This is a genomic window from Streptomyces sp. NPDC001153, from assembly GCF_053598315.1.
On the sequence record NZ_JBSFJZ010000004.1, the window covers coordinates 240,935 to 258,865 of the forward strand.

At 71.0% G+C, this 17,931-nt stretch carries 16 protein-coding genes and 1 other RNA gene; 2 read left to right on the plus strand and 15 right to left on the minus strand.

The genetic code is table 11. The features are described 5' to 3' along the window. Positions 1–258 precede the first annotated feature (258 nt). From ACWDEN_RS06405 to ACWDEN_RS06440, 8 genes are all read right to left on the minus strand, one after another. On the minus strand, positions 259–2,613 hold the full coding sequence (locus ACWDEN_RS06405; protein ID WP_450857587.1) for a HelD family protein: 2,355 nt from the start codon (positions 2,611–2,613) through the stop codon (positions 259–261). Between the two features lie 69 nt (positions 2,614–2,682). Then, positions 2,683–3,465: an anti-sigma factor family protein gene (locus ACWDEN_RS06410; protein WP_351618439.1), complete on the minus strand. Its 783-nt coding sequence runs from the start codon at positions 3,463–3,465 to the stop codon at positions 2,683–2,685. Between the two features lie 50 nt (positions 3,466–3,515). Further along, complete coding sequence (locus ACWDEN_RS06415; RefSeq protein ID WP_030167252.1) at positions 3,516–4,100, minus strand: sigma-70 family RNA polymerase sigma factor; 585 nt, start codon at positions 4,098–4,100, stop codon at positions 3,516–3,518. 237 nt (positions 4,101–4,337) lie between these two features. Beyond that, a complete protein-coding gene (locus tag ACWDEN_RS06420) occupies positions 4,338–4,931 on the minus strand; it encodes a CGNR zinc finger domain-containing protein (protein ID WP_351618442.1) in 594 nt (197 codons plus the stop codon). A gap of 105 nt (positions 4,932–5,036) precedes the next feature. Further along, positions 5,037–5,780: an SAM-dependent methyltransferase gene (locus tag ACWDEN_RS06425; RefSeq protein WP_450857590.1), complete on the minus strand. Its 744-nt coding sequence runs from the start codon at positions 5,778–5,780 to the stop codon at positions 5,037–5,039. Positions 5,781–5,830: 50 nt separating this feature from the next. Beyond that, complete coding sequence (locus ACWDEN_RS06430; protein WP_450857591.1) at positions 5,831–6,991, minus strand: uroporphyrinogen-III synthase; 1,161 nt, start codon at positions 6,989–6,991, stop codon at positions 5,831–5,833. A gap of 86 nt (positions 6,992–7,077) precedes the next feature. Next, on the minus strand, positions 7,078–8,457 hold the full coding sequence (locus tag ACWDEN_RS06435) for a nitrate/nitrite transporter (protein WP_351618448.1): 1,380 nt from the start codon (positions 8,455–8,457) through the stop codon (positions 7,078–7,080). Between the two features lie 157 nt (positions 8,458–8,614). After that, on the minus strand, positions 8,615–9,586 hold the full coding sequence (locus tag ACWDEN_RS06440) for a LysR family transcriptional regulator (RefSeq protein ID WP_450857594.1): 972 nt from the start codon (positions 9,584–9,586) through the stop codon (positions 8,615–8,617). 96 nt (positions 9,587–9,682) lie between these two features. Between ACWDEN_RS06440 and ACWDEN_RS06445 the strand changes: the two genes are divergently transcribed. Next, positions 9,683–10,927 (plus strand): MFS transporter, encoded by a 1,245-nt coding sequence (locus tag ACWDEN_RS06445; protein ID WP_450857596.1) that lies wholly within the window; start codon positions 9,683–9,685, stop codon positions 10,925–10,927. 81 nt (positions 10,928–11,008) lie between these two features. On the opposite strand, the gene ssrA is transcribed toward ACWDEN_RS06445, so the two are convergent. From ssrA to ftsE, 5 genes are all read right to left on the minus strand, one after another. Further along, positions 11,009–11,377: a transfer-messenger RNA gene (ssrA, locus tag ACWDEN_RS06450) on the minus strand. 92 nt (positions 11,378–11,469) lie between these two features. Next, positions 11,470–11,949, minus strand: a complete 480-nt coding sequence (gene smpB / locus ACWDEN_RS06455; RefSeq protein ID WP_351618455.1) for an SsrA-binding protein SmpB — start codon at positions 11,947–11,949, stop codon at positions 11,470–11,472. A gap of 56 nt (positions 11,950–12,005) precedes the next feature. After that, the gene (locus ACWDEN_RS06460; RefSeq protein WP_351618457.1) at positions 12,006–13,178 is read right to left on the minus strand and encodes a S41 family peptidase; all 1,173 of its coding nucleotides are present in this window, start codon (positions 13,176–13,178) and stop codon (positions 12,006–12,008) included. A gap of 91 nt (positions 13,179–13,269) precedes the next feature. Continuing rightward, positions 13,270–14,187 (minus strand): permease-like cell division protein FtsX, encoded by a 918-nt coding sequence (gene ftsX, locus ACWDEN_RS06465; RefSeq protein WP_351618460.1) that lies wholly within the window; start codon positions 14,185–14,187, stop codon positions 13,270–13,272. 34 nt (positions 14,188–14,221) lie between these two features. Continuing rightward, a complete protein-coding gene (gene ftsE / locus ACWDEN_RS06470) occupies positions 14,222–14,911 on the minus strand; it encodes a cell division ATP-binding protein FtsE (RefSeq protein ID WP_031159396.1) in 690 nt (229 codons plus the stop codon). 260 nt (positions 14,912–15,171) lie between these two features. Between ftsE and ACWDEN_RS06475 the strand changes: the two genes are divergently transcribed. Continuing rightward, positions 15,172–15,363 (plus strand): hypothetical protein, encoded by a 192-nt coding sequence (locus ACWDEN_RS06475; protein ID WP_023550109.1) that lies wholly within the window; start codon positions 15,172–15,174, stop codon positions 15,361–15,363. A gap of 121 nt (positions 15,364–15,484) precedes the next feature. On the opposite strand, the gene ACWDEN_RS06480 is transcribed toward ACWDEN_RS06475, so the two are convergent. Together ACWDEN_RS06480 and prfB are read right to left on the minus strand one after the other, a co-directional pair. Beyond that, the gene (locus ACWDEN_RS06480) at positions 15,485–16,417 is read right to left on the minus strand and encodes an LPXTG cell wall anchor domain-containing protein (protein ID WP_450857599.1); all 933 of its coding nucleotides are present in this window, start codon (positions 16,415–16,417) and stop codon (positions 15,485–15,487) included. Positions 16,418–16,714: 297 nt separating this feature from the next. Next, positions 16,715–17,821, minus strand: coding sequence for a peptide chain release factor 2 (gene prfB / locus ACWDEN_RS06485; RefSeq protein WP_351618465.1), 1,107 nt, complete (start codon positions 17,819–17,821; stop codon positions 16,715–16,717). Positions 17,822–17,931: the final 110 nt, after the last annotated feature.

Here is a 17,931-nt window from a genome sequence, read left to right on the forward strand (position 1 = left end):
TCGGAAAACCACTTCCACCATACGAGAAACGATCAGGCGGGAAAAGGGGCGCACAGGGCAAAGAAAGAGACCCACATCACGTCCGTGATGTGGGTCTCCCCCACGCTCATGACACCGACCCGCCATGCTCGCCTCGCGGCAAGTGGTCCCTCGCAGGGACAAAGGTTGGGCCCGGGGGCTTGGATCGGGCCGGTGCCACACCAAGGCTAACAAACCGGCGCCCCAAGGCCATTCCCGTACGGGAGGTTCACAGGAAACTCAGTCCCGCAGCAGGTCCGGCACCCCGGCCGCGTCCGGCTCGTCCCGCTCCCCCGACACCACCGTCAGCTGCTGGGTGGCCCGGGTCAGCGCCACGTAGAGCACGCGCAGCCCGGCCGGCGACTCGTCGGCGATCTCCGCGGGCGACACGACGACCGTCGCGTCGTACTCCAGCCCCTTGGCCTCCAGGCTGCCGAGCGCCACGACCCGGTCGCCGAGCCCGGCGAGCCAGCGCCGGGCCTCCTCGCGCCGGTTCATGGCGACGACCACGCCGACCGTGCCGTCCACCCGCTCCAGCAGCCGCTCGGCCTCGGCCCGCACGGTCCGCGCCAACGACTCCCGTACCACGGTGAAGCGCGGCTCGACCCCGGTGGACCGCACGGCGCTGGGCGCCTCGGAGCCGGGCATGGCGAGCGCGAGCACCTTGGCGGCCAGCTCGGCGATCTCGGCGGGGTTGCGGTAGTTCACCGTCAGCTCGAAGCGGCGCCGGGGCCGGGTGCCCAGGGCCTCGTCGCGGGCCTCGGCCGCCTCGTCCGGGTCGGACCAGGAGGACTGGGCCGGGTCGCCGACCACGGTCCAGGTGGCGTGCCGGCCGCGGCGGCCGACCATGCGCCACTGCATCGGCGTCAGGTCCTGCGCCTCGTCCACGATGACGTGCGCGTACTCGGTGCGCTCCTGCGCGAGGCGCTCGGCCCGCTCCCGCTGCGACTCCTCGCGCACCGGCATCAGCTCCTCCAGGCCGGTGAGCTGGTCCAGCGGGTCGAGCTCGCGCTTCTTCCGCGGCCGGGCCGGGGCGCCGAGGATCGCCTGGAGCTCGTCGAGCATGGCGATGTCGTGCACGGAGCACCCGTCCCGCTGGAGCGAGCGGGCGACCTTGCGGACCTCGCCGGGGTTGAGGATCCGGCGGGCCCAGCGGCCGAGCCGCCTGTCGTCGGCCATGGCGGCGAGCACGGCCTTCGGGGTGAGCTCGGGCCACCAGGCGTCGAGGAAGGCGATGAAGGAGTCCTCGGACGTGACGTCCTCGTCGAAGGAGGAGCGCAGCTCGGCGGCCAGCTCGGGGTCGGTGTGCCGGGCGGCCGACCCCGACTTGGCCCACAGCGCGTCCAGCAGCAGCTTGCGGGCGCGCGGACGCAGCAGGTTGACGGGCGCGGTGCCGCCGAGGGCGGTGCGGCGGATGCGTTCCAGCTCCTCCGCCTCCAGCTCCAGCCGGCGTCCGAAGGCGACGACGCGGAGGCGGGAGGGCGGGCCGCCGAAGGCCCGCGGCCCGGTGTCCTCGGCAGCGGCGGGCCGGGGGGCGGGCCCCAGTTCCAGGGCGCCCCGGGCGGCCTTCCGCAGCACCTTCAGCATCCGGTACGAGCCCTTGGCACGGGCCACGGCCGGGGAGTCGTACAGCGTGGCCTCGGCGCCGTCGACCAGCGAGCCGATGGCACGGATGGCGACCTGGCCCTCCTCGCCGAGCGAGGGCAGCACGCCCTCGGTGTAGGCCACGAGCAGCGGGGTCGGCGAGACGATCAGGATGCCGCCCGCGTACCGGCGTCTGTCCTGGTAGAGCAGGTAGGCGGCGCGGTGCAGGGCGACGGCCGTCTTTCCGGTCCCCGGGCCGCCCTCCACATAGGTGATGGAGGCGGCGGGGGCGCGGATGACCAGGTCCTGCTCGGCCTGGATGGAGGAGACGATGTCCCGCATGGTGTGGCTGCGGGCCTGGCCGAGGGCGGCCATGAGGGCGCCGTCGCCGATGACGGGGAGCTCTCGGCCGTCGAGGCGGGCGGTCAGCTCGGGCCGCATCAGGTCGTCCTCGACACCGAGGACCCGGCGTCCCTTGGACCGGATGACCCGGCGCCGCACGACCCGCCCGGGGTCCACCGGAGTGGCCCGGTAGAAGGGGGCGGCGGCGGGCGCCCGCCAGTCGATGACCAGCGGCGCGTAGTCCTCGTCGAGCACGCCGATACGCCCGATGTGCAGGGTCTCGGCGATGTCGGCGGTGTTGTCGTCCCGCACGGCGCCTTCGGCGGGCTCCACGGCGGTGTAGGCGCCGTCGGGCCCCTTCTTGCCGTCCTTGCCGAGCAGCAGGTCGATGCGCCCGAAGAGAAAGTCCTCGAACTCGTTGTTGAGCCGGTTCAGATGGATGCCGGCCCGGAAGACCTGCGCGTCCCGCTCGGCCAGCGCGCCAGGGGTGCCGACCTGGCCGCGCTTGGCCGCGTCGTGCATCAGGAACTCGGCCTCGTGGATCTTCTCCTCGAGACGCCGGTACACCCGGTCCAGGTGTTCCTGTTCGACGCCGATCTCCCGGTCACGGACGGAATCCTGTCCGTCGTGTGCCGGGCCGACCGCGGACTGCTGAACCTGAGCGGCCACCGGGCCCCCTTCTGACGTGCTGGGCAGCCGTCAACCGTACGCGAAGGGGGCCCGTCGAAGCTACGGCAGCTACGCGTTCACCTGCACCAGCTTCTTGCCCTGGAAGGTCACGACCTCGAAGTGGTCGATCTCGTTGGGCTTGAAGGCCGCCGCGCCGCCGATGTAGAGCGGCTTCTTGGACTCCGGTGTCTTGCCGTTCGGGATGCCGTAGCCGGCGTCCGGTACGGACCAGGAGGACATCGTCACCCGCTGGCCGTTCTTCGCGACGAGCACCAGGGAGCACTTGATCGGACCCGTGGCGTTCTTCAGCTCCAGGACCGTCTGGGTGCCCCAGTCCTTCTGGGCCATGGCGACGGTGGCGCTGATCTGGGACGACGGGTCCGTGGCCGATTTCTTGTCGGGCATGGCCTCGAAGGTCGTCTGCGCCGAGGACGCGGTGACCTGGCCCCCGCTCCCGCCCGAGCCGCTGTTGACCGCCACCGCGGCCAGCGGCCCGGCGATGATCAGCGCGGCGGCCGCGGCGATCATGTAGAAGGAGCGCCGGCGCTTCTGGGCGCGCTTCTCCGCCACCTCGTCGACCAGCTTCTCCACGATCCGCGGGCTGGGCTTGGCGGACAGCGACTCGCCGATCGCGGGGGTGCTGCCGGAGCCCGGCAGGTCCGCGAGCGCGGCCAGCATCGGCTCCATCCCGGCCAGCTCGTCGAGCTGCTGGGCGCACCACTCGCAGCCGGCGAGGTGCGCCTCGAAAGCGGTTGCCTCGGCGTCGTCGAGAATCCCGAGGGCATAGGCGCCGACGGTCTCGTGCTCGCTCGGCACGGAAGATCCCGATTGGGGGCTCATGGGCCCAGACATACCCGGACCGCCTGCACCGAATCCCTGCATACCCCCGTAACCACTGCTCATCACGCCGTCACCCCCCGCTCCTCCAGTGCCAGCTTCATCGATCGCAGGGCGTAGAACACCCGAGAGCGCACCGTGCCGCTGGGGATGCCCAGCGTCTCGGCCGCCTCATTGACCGTACGCCCCTTGAAGTACGTCTCGACCAGTACCTCCCGGTGGGCCGGGGTCAGGTCGTCGAGCGCGTCCGACAGCGTCATCAGCCACAGCGCCTTGTCGATCTCGTCCTCCGCGGGGATGACCTCCAGCGGCGACGGATCGACCTCCTGCGGCCGGGCCTGCCGGCTGCGGTGGCCGTCGATGACGATGCGGCGCGCGACCGTCACCAGCCAGGGGCGTACCGAACCGGTCGCCCGATTGAGCTGACCGGCGTTCTTCCAGGCACGGATGAGCGTTTCCTGCACGACGTCCTCGGCGCGCTGCCGATCACCGGCGACCAGCCGCAGGACATACGCGAGCAGGGGTCCGGCGTGCTCTCGATACAGCGCACGCATCAACTCCTCATCCGGCTCCGAGGGCTGTGAGGACATGCGATGTCGGGCCCTCGATCCACGTTCATTGGCCACGGCCGCATCCTTGCGCACGCCCACCTCCGGTGTCCGGGGGTTCCCCCAGTCGGTCGCTCGCCCACCCGTACGGAAGGAAGCGGCGCAGTGTTCAAACGGAGGGGACAATTTCTCGGGGGCTGACGTGACGACAGGGACATGCGAGCACATTCCCCCCGCTCGATCTTTACAATTCCGGCACATCGCCGGGACTTCCGGCACACCACCGGGGGCGGCTCGCGATTCCCGTGTACGGGGCACCAAAACCCGGTGTTACGAAGATCACGCCCGAGAGAGCGCGGCCCGCCGCCGGTGCCGGGCCACCCGCTCCCGGTTCCCGCACACCTCGCTGGAACACCATCTCCGGCGCCGCCCCCGGGAGGTGTCGAGGTACACGAGCGGGCAGTTGTCCCCCTCACACTCCCGGACGGCGGCCCGGGCGACGGGATCGGTGAGCAGCTCCACGGCGTCCCGCGCGACGAGCGCGAGCAGGGCGGCGCAGGCCGGCGGGTCGGCCAACTCCCTTGTGAGCCCGCCGTCCGCACCGCGTACCGCACGCGGGACGGGGGTGGCGGCCCGGGCAACCTCGTTGACCCGCCGGAGCGCGCTCTCGTACGACGGCGTGTCCGGCGCATGTGGGGTGCGCACCAAGATCCCGATGTGGGCGCGCAGTTCCCGGAACGCGACGAGCCAGGAGGCGTCGGCATGCCCGAGCGCCGTCCCCTCTGGCACGAGCCCCACCCCACCGATCCACGCGCACAACGCCTCGACGCCGTCCAGCCGTTCGCCCGGATGCGTGGTCGCGAGGAGATCGAGACAGATCCGTCCGGCGTCGAACCGTGGCTCGTAAGGGGGTGTCGCCGTACCCAGTGCCATGCGCCTGTCACCGCCTAGGCAGGAAGCGTGGGGCTCTTCTCCGTGAGGTTCTCCACTTCACAGTGCCCGCCCGGGGGCCGGGCCGGAACCCCTCGTACCTGTCCTTCAGCCGACGCCGGGGGTCCGGCGCAGGACCAGGGAGACGAAGCCGAAGGCGTCCCGGTAGACGCGCAGCCATTCGGTGCGACGGGCGGTGGCGGTCTCCAGCACCTGCGAGCTGTCGGGATCCTCGGGATGGTCCAGGGCCCATGCGGCCAGCGAACCCCAGCAGGCCCACTCGTAGTCGTCCAGCTCCCGACGCGTGCTGACGTGCCCGTCGACCGGGGTCCAGCCGTCGGCGACGACACGGTCCACGGTGGTCGCGAGGTCGGTGAAGTCCCCGAGCATCTCGACGGCCTCCGGAGACGGAGGGCGCTCCCAGAAACCGTCACCGATGAGAACACGGCCGCCGGGAGCCAGGTGCCTGTGAGCCGCGGCCAGGGTGGGGAGCAGGCCGCCGAAGGCATGCGCGGCCCCGAAGCTGAGGATCACGTCGAACGGCTCGGTGGACGCGAAGTCCCCGGCGTTCTGCCGATGGAGGACCAGTCGCTCCCGCACGCCGCGTTCGCGCGCCGCGGTGGCCGCCCGGGCCAGGTCCTCCTCGGAGATGTCCACGCCCTCGGCGTGCACCCCCGGTCGCATGGCCAGGGCCCGCAGGAGCCATTCCCCGCCACCGCAGCCGAGGTCGAGCACCCGCTCGTCGCCCCTGACGAGGCCGCGCTCCAGCAGCCGGCGGACCGAGTCGTCGTCGAGCGGGGACTTGACGGGGTGTCCGCGATGCGCGATCCGGGACATCTGTTCACGATCCATCGGTGCAGCGTGCCAGCACCGGAGGTCGCGCCGCACCCCATTTGCGGCGCCTACGCGTCCGCGTACTTCGCGTCCGTCGCCGGGTCCAGGGCCAGGCGGTAGCCGCGTTTGACCACCGTCTGGATCAGCTTGGGGGCGCCGAGGGCCGTGCGGAGGCGGGCCATCGCCGTCTCCACCGCGTGTTCGTCCCGCCCGGCGCCGGGCAGCGCGCGCAACAGGTCCGCCCGCGCTACCACCCAGCCGGGGCGGCGGGACAGGGCCCGGAGCAGGGACATGCCGGCCGGGGGGACCGGCTTCAGGGCGCCGTCGACCAGGACCGCGTGACCGCGGATCTCCACCCGGTGGCCGGCGATCGGCAACGCCCTTGACCGGTTGGGCAGTTCCTGGCACAGGAGTTGGACCAGGGGGCCGAGGCGGAAGCGTTCCGGCTGGATCGTGTCCACGCCCTGGGCCTGGAGCGGGATCGCCGTGACCGGGCCCACGCAGGCCGGGAGGACGTCGTGGGCGAGGGCCGACAGCAGCTCCTCCAGCAGGCCCCGCGTCGTGGCCCGGGAGAGCAGGGACGCGGCCGCGGGCGCGCTGGTGAAGGTCAGCGCGTCCAGGGAGCGGGAGACCGTCGCGTCCAGGAGGCGGTCCAGCGGGGTGATGTCCTCCGGGGGCATCCAGCGGTACACCGGGACCGGGACCACCTCCGCTCCCCCGGCCCGCAGGGATTCGACGAAGCCGGGCAGCGGCTCGCCGTGCAGCTGTACGGCGACACGGCGGCCGGCGACGCCCTCCTCCAGCAGCCGGTCCAGGACCTCGGCCAGGGACTCCGAGGACGGGGACCACTCCTCCGTCAGACCCGCCGCACGGATCGCTCCCTTGACCTTCGGCCCCCTGGCCAGCAGCTCGGCGCCGCGCAGCCCGCCGAGCAGCTGCTCGCCGAGGCCCCAGCCGTCGGCGGCCTCTACCCAGCCCCGGAAGCCGATCGCCGTGGTGGCCACGACCACGTCGGGCACCTGGTCGATGATCTCCTTCGTCGCGGCGAGGAGTTCGCCGTCGTCGGCCAGCGGCACGATGCGCAGGGCCGGTGCGTGCAGGACGGCCGCACCGCGCCGCTGGAGCAGGGCGCCCAGCTCGTCGGCCCGGCGCGCGGCGGTGACGCCCACGGTGAATCCCGCGAGCGGACCAGGCTCGACGGCTCCGGGGTGCTGCTCTTCGTCGTCCATGGGCTCTCCTAGCTGACCGGCGCGCGGATCGAGCCTGTCAACGGCGCGTCACAGGCTCGGTTCGGCTTCATTGCACCGGTGTTACGTCACACTTCGGCGTAGCTGAGCTGCGCCTTTGTCTCCGAAGCCGCCACCGGCACGGCCTGTCGCGCCGGGCGGCGAAGGTATACGGCCCACGTCACCACGAAGCAGAGTCCGTAGAAGGCGAGGAAGGCGACGAACGCTCCGGTGCCGGTGCCGTAGGACAGGAAGGACTGGCGGAAGGCGAGGTTGATGCCGACTCCGCCGAGCGCGCCGACCGCGCCGATCAAGCCCATGGAAGCACCGGACAGCCGGCGGCCACAGGCCACGGCCTCCTCCCCCTCCAGGCCCTTCGCCAGGGCCTTCGCCTGGAAGATGCCCGGGATCATCTTGTACGTCGAGCCGTTGCCGAGCCCGCTGAGCACGAACAGGACGACGAAGACGGACACGAACAGCGGCAGCGACTTCTGCCGGCTCGCGGCGATCAGGACGCCGGTGGCGGCGGCCATGGCGACGTAGTTCCACAGGGTGATGCGGGCGCCGCCGAAACGGTCGGCGAGCCGCCCGCCGAGGGGGCGGATCAGGGAGCCGAGCAGCGGGCCGATGAAGGTGAGGTACGCCGCCTGCAGCGGGGTGCGGCCGAACTGGATCGTCAGGACCTGGCCGAAGGCGAAGCTGTAGCCGATGAAGGACCCGAAGGTGCCGACATAGAGGAAGGACATGATCCAGGTGTGGCCGTCCTTCGCGGCGTCCTTGGCCGCGCCGGTGTCGTTCTTCACGGAAGCGAGGTTGTCCATGAAGAGAGCGGCCAGAACGGCGGCCACGACGATCAGCGGGATGTAGATGCCCAGCAGGACCCGCGGGCCGCCGCTCGCGCCGATGACCGCGAGGGCGACCAGCTGGATGACGGGCACGCCGATGTTGCCGCCGCCCGCGTTCAGGCCGAGCGCCCAGCCCTTCTTCTTCAGCGGGAAGAAGGCGTTGATGTTGGTCATGGAGGAGGCGAAGTTGCCGCCGCCGATGCCTGCCAGGAGACCGACCACGAGGAACGTGGTGAAGGACGTGCCCGGCTTCATCACCGCGAAGGCCGCGATCGTCGGGATCAGCAGCAGGCTCGCCGAGATGATCGTCCAGTTGCGGCCGCCGAACACGGCCACGGCGAAGGTGTAGGGGACGCGTACGACCGCGCCGACGAGGGTGACCATCGAGGTCAGCAGGAACTTGTCGGCGGGCGTGAGGCCGTACTGCGGGCCCATGAACAGGACGAGGACGGACCACAGGGTCCAGATCGAGAAGCCGATGTGCTCGGAGAGGACGGAGAACCAGAGGTTCCGGTTGGCGATCCGCTGCCCGGTCGCCGTCCAGAATCCCTCGTCCTCCGGGTCCCAGCGTTCGATCCAGCGGCCACTGCGACGGGTTGGGGCTGTTGGGGCTGGGGCTGTCATCACGCCTCCACTGGGCTCCGGCTGCTCGGTCTGCCGTCGACCTGCCATCGACCGGCTCAGCCCGAAGGTAGGGAGGGCGCGTTTCCTGCCTGTGGCTGTGAGTGACCGGAAGGGAACGTTGCTCTCACTCGGCGCGGGGGCGGCCGGTGAGGGCCGCTCAGGGCTGCATGACAGCGGCGTCGGCGGCCGGAATCCATCCCTCGGCCGGTCGCCGCAGCCACCCCTCCGCCGCCGCGAGCCCGGCCGCCGCCCGCCGCAGCGCGTCCAGTGCGGGATGGACCAGCCCCTTCCGCCACACCAGGGAGACCGGCGACAGCGGGACCGGATCGACGAGCGGGCGGCGGACGGTGCGGGGCATGGCCGGAAAGTCGACCACGGCCAGCACCGGATGCCGGGTCTTGGCCATGATCCGCTCGAACTCCTCGTCCCCGACGGCCAGCGGCAGGGGCGCGGCGAGCCGGATGCCACGCTCCTCGAAGAGGCGCCTCGCCAGGTCGGTCCACTCCAGGGTGCGCGGGTTCCCGGCGCCGGCGTACACGGTCTCGCCGGCCAGCGCGGCCACCGGCACCTCGGCGCGGGCGGCCAGCGGATGGTCCTCGGGCAGTACGACGGCCATCGGCTCGTAGCGCACCGGCTGCTGCTCCAGACCGGAGCGCAGCGCCGGGTCCAGGCCGGCGAAACGGCCGAAGGAGGCGTCCAGCCGGCCGGCCAGCACGTCGGCGGCGGCCCCGGTCAGACCGCTCTCGTAGCGGGCCATCAGCTCGCAGTCGGGGGCGAGTTCACGGGCCCGGTGCAGCACGCGGCGGCCGGTGACCAGACCCGGTGAGTTGAGGTCCACGAGCAGCGGGCGGGACCGGCCGGGGGCGAAGGCGGCGAGCAGGTCGTCCTGGGCGGCGAGGACCCGCCGGGCGTACGGCAGCAGACGCTCACCGTCAGCGGTCGGCGTCACCTGCCGGGTCGTCCGCAGGAACAACTCGGCACCCAGCTCCCGCTCCAGGCGGCGTACGTCCCGGCTGAGCGCCTGCTGGGCGACGTACAGGCGGGCCGCGGCGCGGGTGAAGTGCAGTTCCTCGGCCACGGCGACGAAGGCGCGCAGGAGGCGGGGCTCTATGCCGGCGGGGACGGACATGACCGTGAACTTACAACACAGGTGCGTGAATCGGCACGGAGAAGGTGTTGGACCCCGTGATCCCCTCGGGGCGAGGGTGAGTCCATGTCCTCGGTCATGTCCACAACCAGCGGCTACCGCCGCCTCCTCGGCCTCCCCGGCGCCCGCGCCTTCACCACCGGCAACCTCCTCGCCCGGCTGCCCATGGGCATGTTCAGCGTGAGCGCCGTCGTGATGATCGCCGGCTCGCGGGGCTCGTACGCCCTCGCCGGTGCCGTCACCGCGACCGGCCTCGCGGCGACCGCGCTGGCCGGGCCCTGGATCGCCCGGCTCGTCGACCGGCACGGGCAGGCCCGGATCGCCGTACCGGCCACGCTCGTCGCCGTGCTCGGCAGCCTCGCCCTGCTGCTGTGCGTGCACTACGACGCCCCGGACTGGACCCTGTTCGCCGCCTACGCGCTCACCGCGGCCACCCCGAACATCGGCGGCCTGTCCCGCGCCCGCTGGGCCCATCTGCTGCGCGACGACCCGGGCGCGCTGCACACCGCGAACTCCTTCGAACAGGCCGCCGACGAGCTGTGCTTCATGCTCGGCCCGGTGCTGGCCTCCTTCCTCACCGGCACATTCTTCCCGGAGGCGGGCACGCTCACGGGCGCGGTGCTGCTGCTCGCCGGCATGCTGCTGTTCACCGCCCAGCGGGCCACCGAGCCGCCGGTGCGGGCCCGTTCACAGGCGTCCTCGCCGCTGCGCAGCCCGGGCATCCCGCCGCTGCTGGCCTGTTTCACCGCGACCGGGGCGGTGTTCGGCTCGATGGAGGTCGTCACCCTCGCCTACGCCGACGCGCAGGGGCATCGTGCGGCGGCCGGTGCGGTACTCGCGCTGCAGGCGGCGGGGTCGTGCGCGGCGGGTCTGCTGTACGGCGCGCTGAAGCCGACGGGGGTGCGGCTGGGGCACTGCCTGGCGGGCATGGCCGTACTGATGACACTGCCGTGGGCTGCCGCGGGCCTCGCCGGTTCGCTGTGGGCGTCGGCGGGTGCGCTGCTGGTGGCGGGGATGGCCACGGCGCCGACGATGGTCACGGCGATGACGCTGGTACAGCGGCGCACCCCGGCCGACCGTCTGAACGAGGGGATGAGTCTGATGGTGACGGGACTGCTGACGGGGATCGCCTGCGGCTCGGCGGTGGGGGGCTGGGCGGCGGAGCACTCGTCGCCGGCCTCCGCGTACGTCGTACCGGCGGCCGCCGCTGCCCTGGCCCTGGGGGTGGGCACGCTCAGCCGCGCCGGCGGGGTGCCGCTGCGAGGGCCCGTAAGGGGCGCGGGGAACTGCGCGACCAGCCAGAGCGCACCCGCAGACGCATGACGGCGCCCGACCCAAAGACAATGGCCCCGTCGCCAGAAGCGACGGGGCCGGTGCCCACATGGGGTAACCCCCGGAGGGGCTTGGTGGAGATGGCGGGAATCGAACCCGCGTCCAACGGTGCGGAATCAGGGCTTCTCCGTGTGCAGTCCGCTTCGCTTTTCTCGGCCCCGGCGATCACGCGAACAAGTCGCCGACGGGCTCAGTCACTGTTTGGTTTCCCTCTTCACCCCGTGACCGGGATCAAGGTTTAGTTCCCTAGCTGATGCCAGGATCCGGGTCGGGAACAGCCCCGGGCTGACACTTCGCAAGTCGCTACTTAGGCAGCGAGGGCGAAGGAATCGCGCTTGGTGTTGGCGATTATTTTTTTCGGCCTGTGGTTTACGAGATCATGGCCGCTTCCTCGACACGCTTCCCCTGCTTCGACAGCCGCTGTCGAAACCGATCATCCCCATGTTGATTTCTCAAGGTTCACACCGGCCGCTGACGTCCGGTGCTGATGCCATCGTACGGGAACAACGCAGGTCGGTGCCAGCGTATTCCCGCTAGCCCCGCTGCTTGCGGCGCGCCGCCGACATCGCGCGGTCCGCCTCGCGCCGGTCCTGCTTCTCGCGCAGGGTCTGGCGCTTGTCGTACTCCTTCTTGCCCTTGGCGAGCGCGATCTCGATCTTGGCGCGGCCGTCCTTGAAGTACAGGGCGAGGGGCACGATCGTGTGCCCCGTCTCCTGGGACTTGGACTCCAGCTTGTCGATCTCCGTGCGGTGCAGCAGCAGCTTGCGCTTGCGGCGGGCGCTGTGGTTGGTCCAGGTGCCCTGGCTGTACTCGGGGACGTGCACGTTGTGCAGCCACGCCTCGTGACCGTCCAGTTGCACGAAGCCGTCGACCAGCGAGGCCCGACCCTGACGCAGCGACTTCACCTCGGTGCCCATGAGGACCAGACCGGCCTCGTAGGTGTCGAGGATGTGGTAGTCGTGCCGCGCCTTCTTGTTCTGCGCGATCAGCTTGCGCCCTTTTTCCTTAGCCATAGTGCCGACCATTTTGGCACCACACCGGGGGTGGGAGTACAGCCGATTACGCGTGGCTACGAGGGGTCACCCAGGCCGGTGAGGACCGTCTCGGCCCGGGGCAGGGCCTCCTCCGGGTCCGCGTCCAGGTCCGGGGTGATGCCCCGGGCGTCGACCGCGTGGCCGGAGGGGGTGCGGTAGTGGCCGACGGTCAGCTCGGCCACCGAGCCGTCGGGCAGCTCGCTCGGCATCTGGATGGAGCCCTTGCCGAAGGTGCGCGAGCCGATCACCACCGCGCGGCCCCGGTCCTGCAGGGCCCCGGTGAGCATCTCGGCCGCGCTCATCGTGCCGCCGTCGACCAGGGCGACCAGGGGCCGGGTGGTGTCGCCGCCGGGGTCGGCGTGCAGGGAGCGCTGGGCGCCGTCGACGTCGTACGTGGCGACCAGGCCGCCGTCGAGGAAGGCGGAGGCGGTGTCCACCGCCTCGGTGACCAGGCCGCCGGAGTTGCCGCGCAGGTCGAGGACGATCCCGTCGCCGGCCGGGGCCTGCCGCACCGCGGCGCGCACGGTGTCCCCGGAGCCCTTGGTGAACGCGGCGATCTTGATGACGGTGACCCCGCCGGGCAGCCGGCGCACGGTCACGGAGTCGGTGGACAGGCTGGCCCGGTGCAGGGTCTCGGTCCACGCGCGCGTGCCGCGCTGCAGGCCGAGGGTGACGGCCGTGCCCGCGGCCGCTTCGTCGGCGTCGCCGCGCAGTAAGGAGACCACCTCGGTGACCGGCCGCCCGTCGACCTTGCTGCCGTCGACGCTGCGCAGCCGGTCGCCCTTGCGGATCCCGGCCGCGGCGGCCGGCGAGCCCGGCTGCACCCTGGTCACCTCGATGCGGCCGTCCCGCTCGCGCCGCGCCCACAGGCCGACGCCGGTGTAGCGGCCGTCGAGGGACTCCTGGAACTCCTGGTACTCGCCCTCGGAGTACACCGCGCCCCAGCGGTCCCCGCTGCGGCTGACGGCCCGCTCGGCGGCCTCCATCGGGGACTTGCCGTCGGCCATCGCCTCGGCGGCGGCCCGCTGGACGTCCTCGTGGCTCGTGGCCGTACGCGCCGGCCCGGTGACGGGTCTGCGCGCGGTGGCCTCGGGCTCCGGGAAGGAGCCGGTGGCGGCGCCGGTGACCAGGACGCCGGCGAAGACCAGTGTCAGGGCGGCCCCGCGGCGGATGCTGCGGGGCCGGCAGAACAGGTCTCGGCCTGGCACGGCGGGGAGTCCTCGGCCTGACATGGCGGTGAGTCTAGGACAACGCGAAGGGCCGTACGGGCGGATGCCCGTACGACCCTCTTGGCATGCGTCACACCTTCAGGTACTTGCGCAGCGCGAAGAACGCCGCAAGTGACGGCATGAGAACGCTGGTTGCGAGGATCAGCGGCAGCTTGGTCAACACCGCGTCCCAGCCGACGAAGTTGATGAGCGTGAGGTGGTGGGAGAGGTCCATGCCGTGGTCGATGGTGAAGTACCGGCCGACCACCAGGGCCACACAGGCGAGTCCGCCGCCGATGAGTCCGGCGACCGCGGCCTCGGCGATGAACGGCGCCTGGATGTAGAAGCCCGAGGCACCGACCAGGCGCATGATCCCGGTCTCGCGCCGGCGACTGAACGCCGAGACGCGCACGGTGTTGATGATCAGCAGCAGCGCGACGATCAGCATCATCGCCATCACGCCGAGCGCGCCGCGGTTCATCAGGTTCAGCAGCGTGAAGAGGTTGTCCAGGATGCCCTTCTGGTCCTGCACGGACTGCACACCGGGACGGCCGTTGAAGGCGGACGCGATCACCTGGTACTTCTGCGGGTCCTTCAGCTTGATCCGGTACGACTCCTGCATCTGGTCCGGCGTGAGCGAACTGGCCAGCGGTGAGTTGCCGAACTGCTCCTTGTAGTGCTTGTACGCCTCGTCCTGCGACTCGTACGCCACCTTCTCGACGACCGGCATCTTCTGCAGGTCCGAGAGGATCTGCTTCTTCTGGTCCTCGGTCACCGCGCCCTTGGCGCAGTTGACGTCCGAGTCGGCGTCGTGCTTGTTGCACAGGAAGATCGAGACGTTGACCTTGTCGTACCAGTAGCCCTTCATGGTGCTCACCTGGTCGCTCATCAGCAGCGAGCCGCCGAAGAGCGCCAGGGACAGGGCGACGGAGACGATGACGGCGAAGGTCATCGTCAGATTGCGGCGGAGACCGACACCGATCTCCGACAGGACGAACTGGGCGCGCATGGCGTCTTGTCGAGCCTTTCGGTCGTGAACTTGCTTAGTGCTGGTAGCCGTAGACGCCGCGGGCCTGGTCGCGGACGAGGCGGCCCTTCTCCAGCTCGATGACGCGCTTGCGCATCTGGTCCACGATGTTCTGATCGTGCGTCGCCATGATGACCGTGGTGCCCGTCCGGTTGATGCGGTCGAGCAGCTTCATGATGCCGACGGAGGTCTGCGGGTCGAGGTTGCCGGTGGGCTCGTCGGCGATCAGCAGCTTGGGCCGGTTGACGAAGGCCCGCGCGATGGCCACGCGCTGCTGCTCACCACCGGAGAGCTCACCGGGCATCCGGTCCTCCTTGCCGCCGAGCCCGACGAGATCGAGCACCTGCGGCACGGACTTGCGGATCTCGCCGCGGGACTTGCCGATGACCTCCTGGGCGAAGGCCACGTTCTCCGCGACGGTCTTGTTCGGCAGGAGCCGGAAGTCCTGGAACACCGTCCCCAGCTGGCGGCGCATCTGCGGCACCTTCCAGTTGGAGAGGCGCGCGAGGTCCTTGCCCAGCACGTGCACCTGGCCGTGGCTGCACCGCTCCTCGCGGAGGACCAGCCGCAGGAAGGTGGACTTTCCGGAGCCGGAGGACCCCACGAGGAACACGAACTCGCCCTTCTCCACCTCGAGGGAGACATCCCTGAGTGCGGGGCGGGTCTGCTTGGGGTAGACCTTGGAGACATTGTCGAATCGGATCACGGATGCACCACGCGTCGCCGGGGGTAGATGAGCGTGACCATACGCGAACCGGGTGTGCAAGTGCAGTCGCAGGTCGAGGTTGGGTAAGGCTTGTACGTTTTTGTACCGGCCCCGGTTCTCTCCTGGTTCCCCCTCGGTTCGCTCCCGGCTCTCCGAGGCCCCGCGCACGCTCCGCGGGAACCTGGCACAGTGGAGGGGGGAACGTTCTCGGTCCCGTGAGCGTTGATACGAGTGATGGCCGGTGCGAGGAGGGCGAGCGCATGACGTACGACCGGTTGGTGTGCGCGAACTGCGCGGCGCCCGTGAGCGAGGGCCGGTGCCCGGTGTGCCGTGCCAACCGCGAGCGACTGCAGCAAGAGGGTTTCCTGGGCGGGGTGAACCCGATGGCGCTGATCGCGCTGCTGGCGGTGCTGATCGCCGCCGTGGCGCTGCTGGCGCACCAGACCGCGTGAGACCGGCGTCCGGTAACCGGCACGTGTAAGAAAAGCCTCAGAAACCCGTCAGGGCCCGGAGCGTCGGCTCCGGGCCCTTCCGCGTGCGCGGCGAGCGCGCCGCGTCACCGTGGGGTCACGCTCAGGCGGCAGCGCCGCCGCGGCCGTTGACCAGACGCGGCAGAACGCGGAAGCCGATACCGCCGGCGATCATCGTCGCGGCGCCGATCAGCAGGAACGCGGTCTGACCGGCACCGGTCTCGGCGAGCTGCTTGCCGCCGCCCTGGGGCTGGTTGTCGGAGCCGGTGTCGGTGAGCTGCGAGGAACCCTGGTCCTGGGTGGCGGGGCCGTTGCCGCCCTGCGGGTTGTCGTTGTTGCCACCGGTGGTGCTGCCGCCCGTGGTGGAGGAACCGCCGGTGGTGCTGCCACCCGTGGTGGAGGAACCGCCGCCGGTGGTGCTGCCACCCGTGGTGCTGCCGCCGCCGGTGGTGCCGCCGCCGGTGGTGCCGCCGCCGGTGGTGCTGCCGCCACCCGTGGTGCTGCCGCCGCCAGTGGTGCCACCGGTGCCGGTCGTGCCACCAGTGCCGGTCGTGCCACCAGTGCCGGTCGTGCCACCAGTGCCGGTCGTGCCACCAGTGCCGGTCGTGCCACCAGTGCCGGTGGTGCCACCGGTGCCGTTGTCACCGCCGGTGGTCGTGTCGCCACCGGTCGTGGTGTCGCCACCGCCGATGACGCCGCCGATGGTGACGTCACCGCCAGTGGTCGTGTTGCCACCGGCGGTCGTGTCGCCGCCGGTCGTGGCGTCGCCACCGGTGGTCGTGGCGTCGCCGCCGGTGGTGGTCCCGGCGGTGGTGGTCCCGCCGGTGGTGGGGCAGACAGCGAGGTCACAGCCGCCGTCACCGCCGTCGGTACCGCCGTCGCCCTCGCCGTTCGCGTGTGCGCCCAGGCTGATCGGGCCCGCCTGGACCTCGAAACCCGCGGCGGAGGCCGCGCCGGCTGCGGTCAGTGACGCACCGGCCGCGATCACGGCGCCGGCGGCTATCCGCGCGACCCGGATCCGCGTCTTCTTCGTCATATGGTTGCTACCCCCAGTAGCTGTTCGTCAATGAGGCGGCGCATGGGGCGTTGCCGTGATCGACGGGAGGCAGCCGGTGACGAAGTCGCGTCAACTCATTCCCCCGGTTCACATGCGCCCCTGAAGTACGCATGCCACGCTTAACCCTTCCGATTTTTCAAAGCAACGTCAAGGCCGTTGCGGGCGCAATGTCCTGTCGGGGGGTGTTTGCGGCGAGTTGAAGCCTGTGAGTGTGATGTAGAACCCAGACAAAAGACAACTGCCGCCCCTCGGGCGGCAGTTGTCATGTCGACAAAGTTACTTCTCCTGCTGCTTGCGCCAGCGAATACCGGCCTCCAGGAACCCGTCGATCTCACCGTTGAACACGGCCTCGGGGTTGCCGACCTCGTGCTCGGTGCGCAGGTCCTTGACCATCTGGTACGGGTGCAGCACGTACGAACGCATCTGGTTGCCCCAGGAGTTGCCGCCGTCGCCCTTGAGGGCGTCCATCTTGGCCTGCTCCTCCTGCCGGCGCCGCTCCAGCAGCTTGGCCTGGAGGACGTTCATGGCGGTGGCCTTGTTCTGGATCTGCGACCGCTCGTTCTGGCAGGAGACCACGATGCCGGTGGGGAGGTGGGTGATGCGGACCGCGGAGTCGGTCGTGTTGACACCCTGGCCACCGGGCCCGGAGGACCGGTAGACGTCGATGCGCAGGTCGCTCTCGTCGATCTCGACGTGGTCGGACTGCTCGACGACGGGCAGCACTTCCACGCCCGCGAAGGAGGTCTGGCGGCGGCCCTGGTTGTCGAAGGGCGAGATGCGCACCAGGCGGTGCGTGCCCTGCTCGACGGAGAGGGTGCCGTAGGCGTACGGCGCCTGGACGGCGAAGGTGGTCGACTTGATGCCGGCCTCTTCGGCGTACGACGTCTCGATCAGCTCGGTCTTGTAGCCGCGCTGCTCGGCCCAGCGCAGATACATGCGCTGGAGCTTCTCGGCGAAGTCCGCGGCGTCGACGCCGCCGGCCTCGGCGCGGATGTTGACGAGCGCCTCACGGGCGTCGTACTCGCCGGACAGGAGGGTACGGACCTCCATCTCGTCCAGCGCCTTGCGCACCGCGACCAGCTCGGACTCGGCCTCGGCGCGGGTGTCCGGGTCGTCCTCCTCCTCGGCCATCTCGAAGAGGACGGCGAGATCGTCGATCCGACCGCGCAGCGCCTCCGCCTTCCTGACCTCGGCCTGGAGGTGGGAGAGCTTGCTGGTGATCTTCTGCGCCTCGTCCGGGTTGTCCCAGAGGGACGGCGCGGCCGCCTGCTCCTCGAGCACGGCGATGTCTGCCCTCAGCCTGTCGAGGTCCAGGACGGCCTCGATCGACTCCATGGTCGAGGAGAGGGACTTCAGCTCTTCGGATACATCGACGACTGCCACGCATCCAGCGTAACGGCTCCGCCGAGCGGCGAGGGCCGGGAGCTCGCGAGCTGCCGGGGTGCCCGGCGCTGCCGTGCCCCTGCCGGGGTCCCCGCCCCCGGACCTCCGCC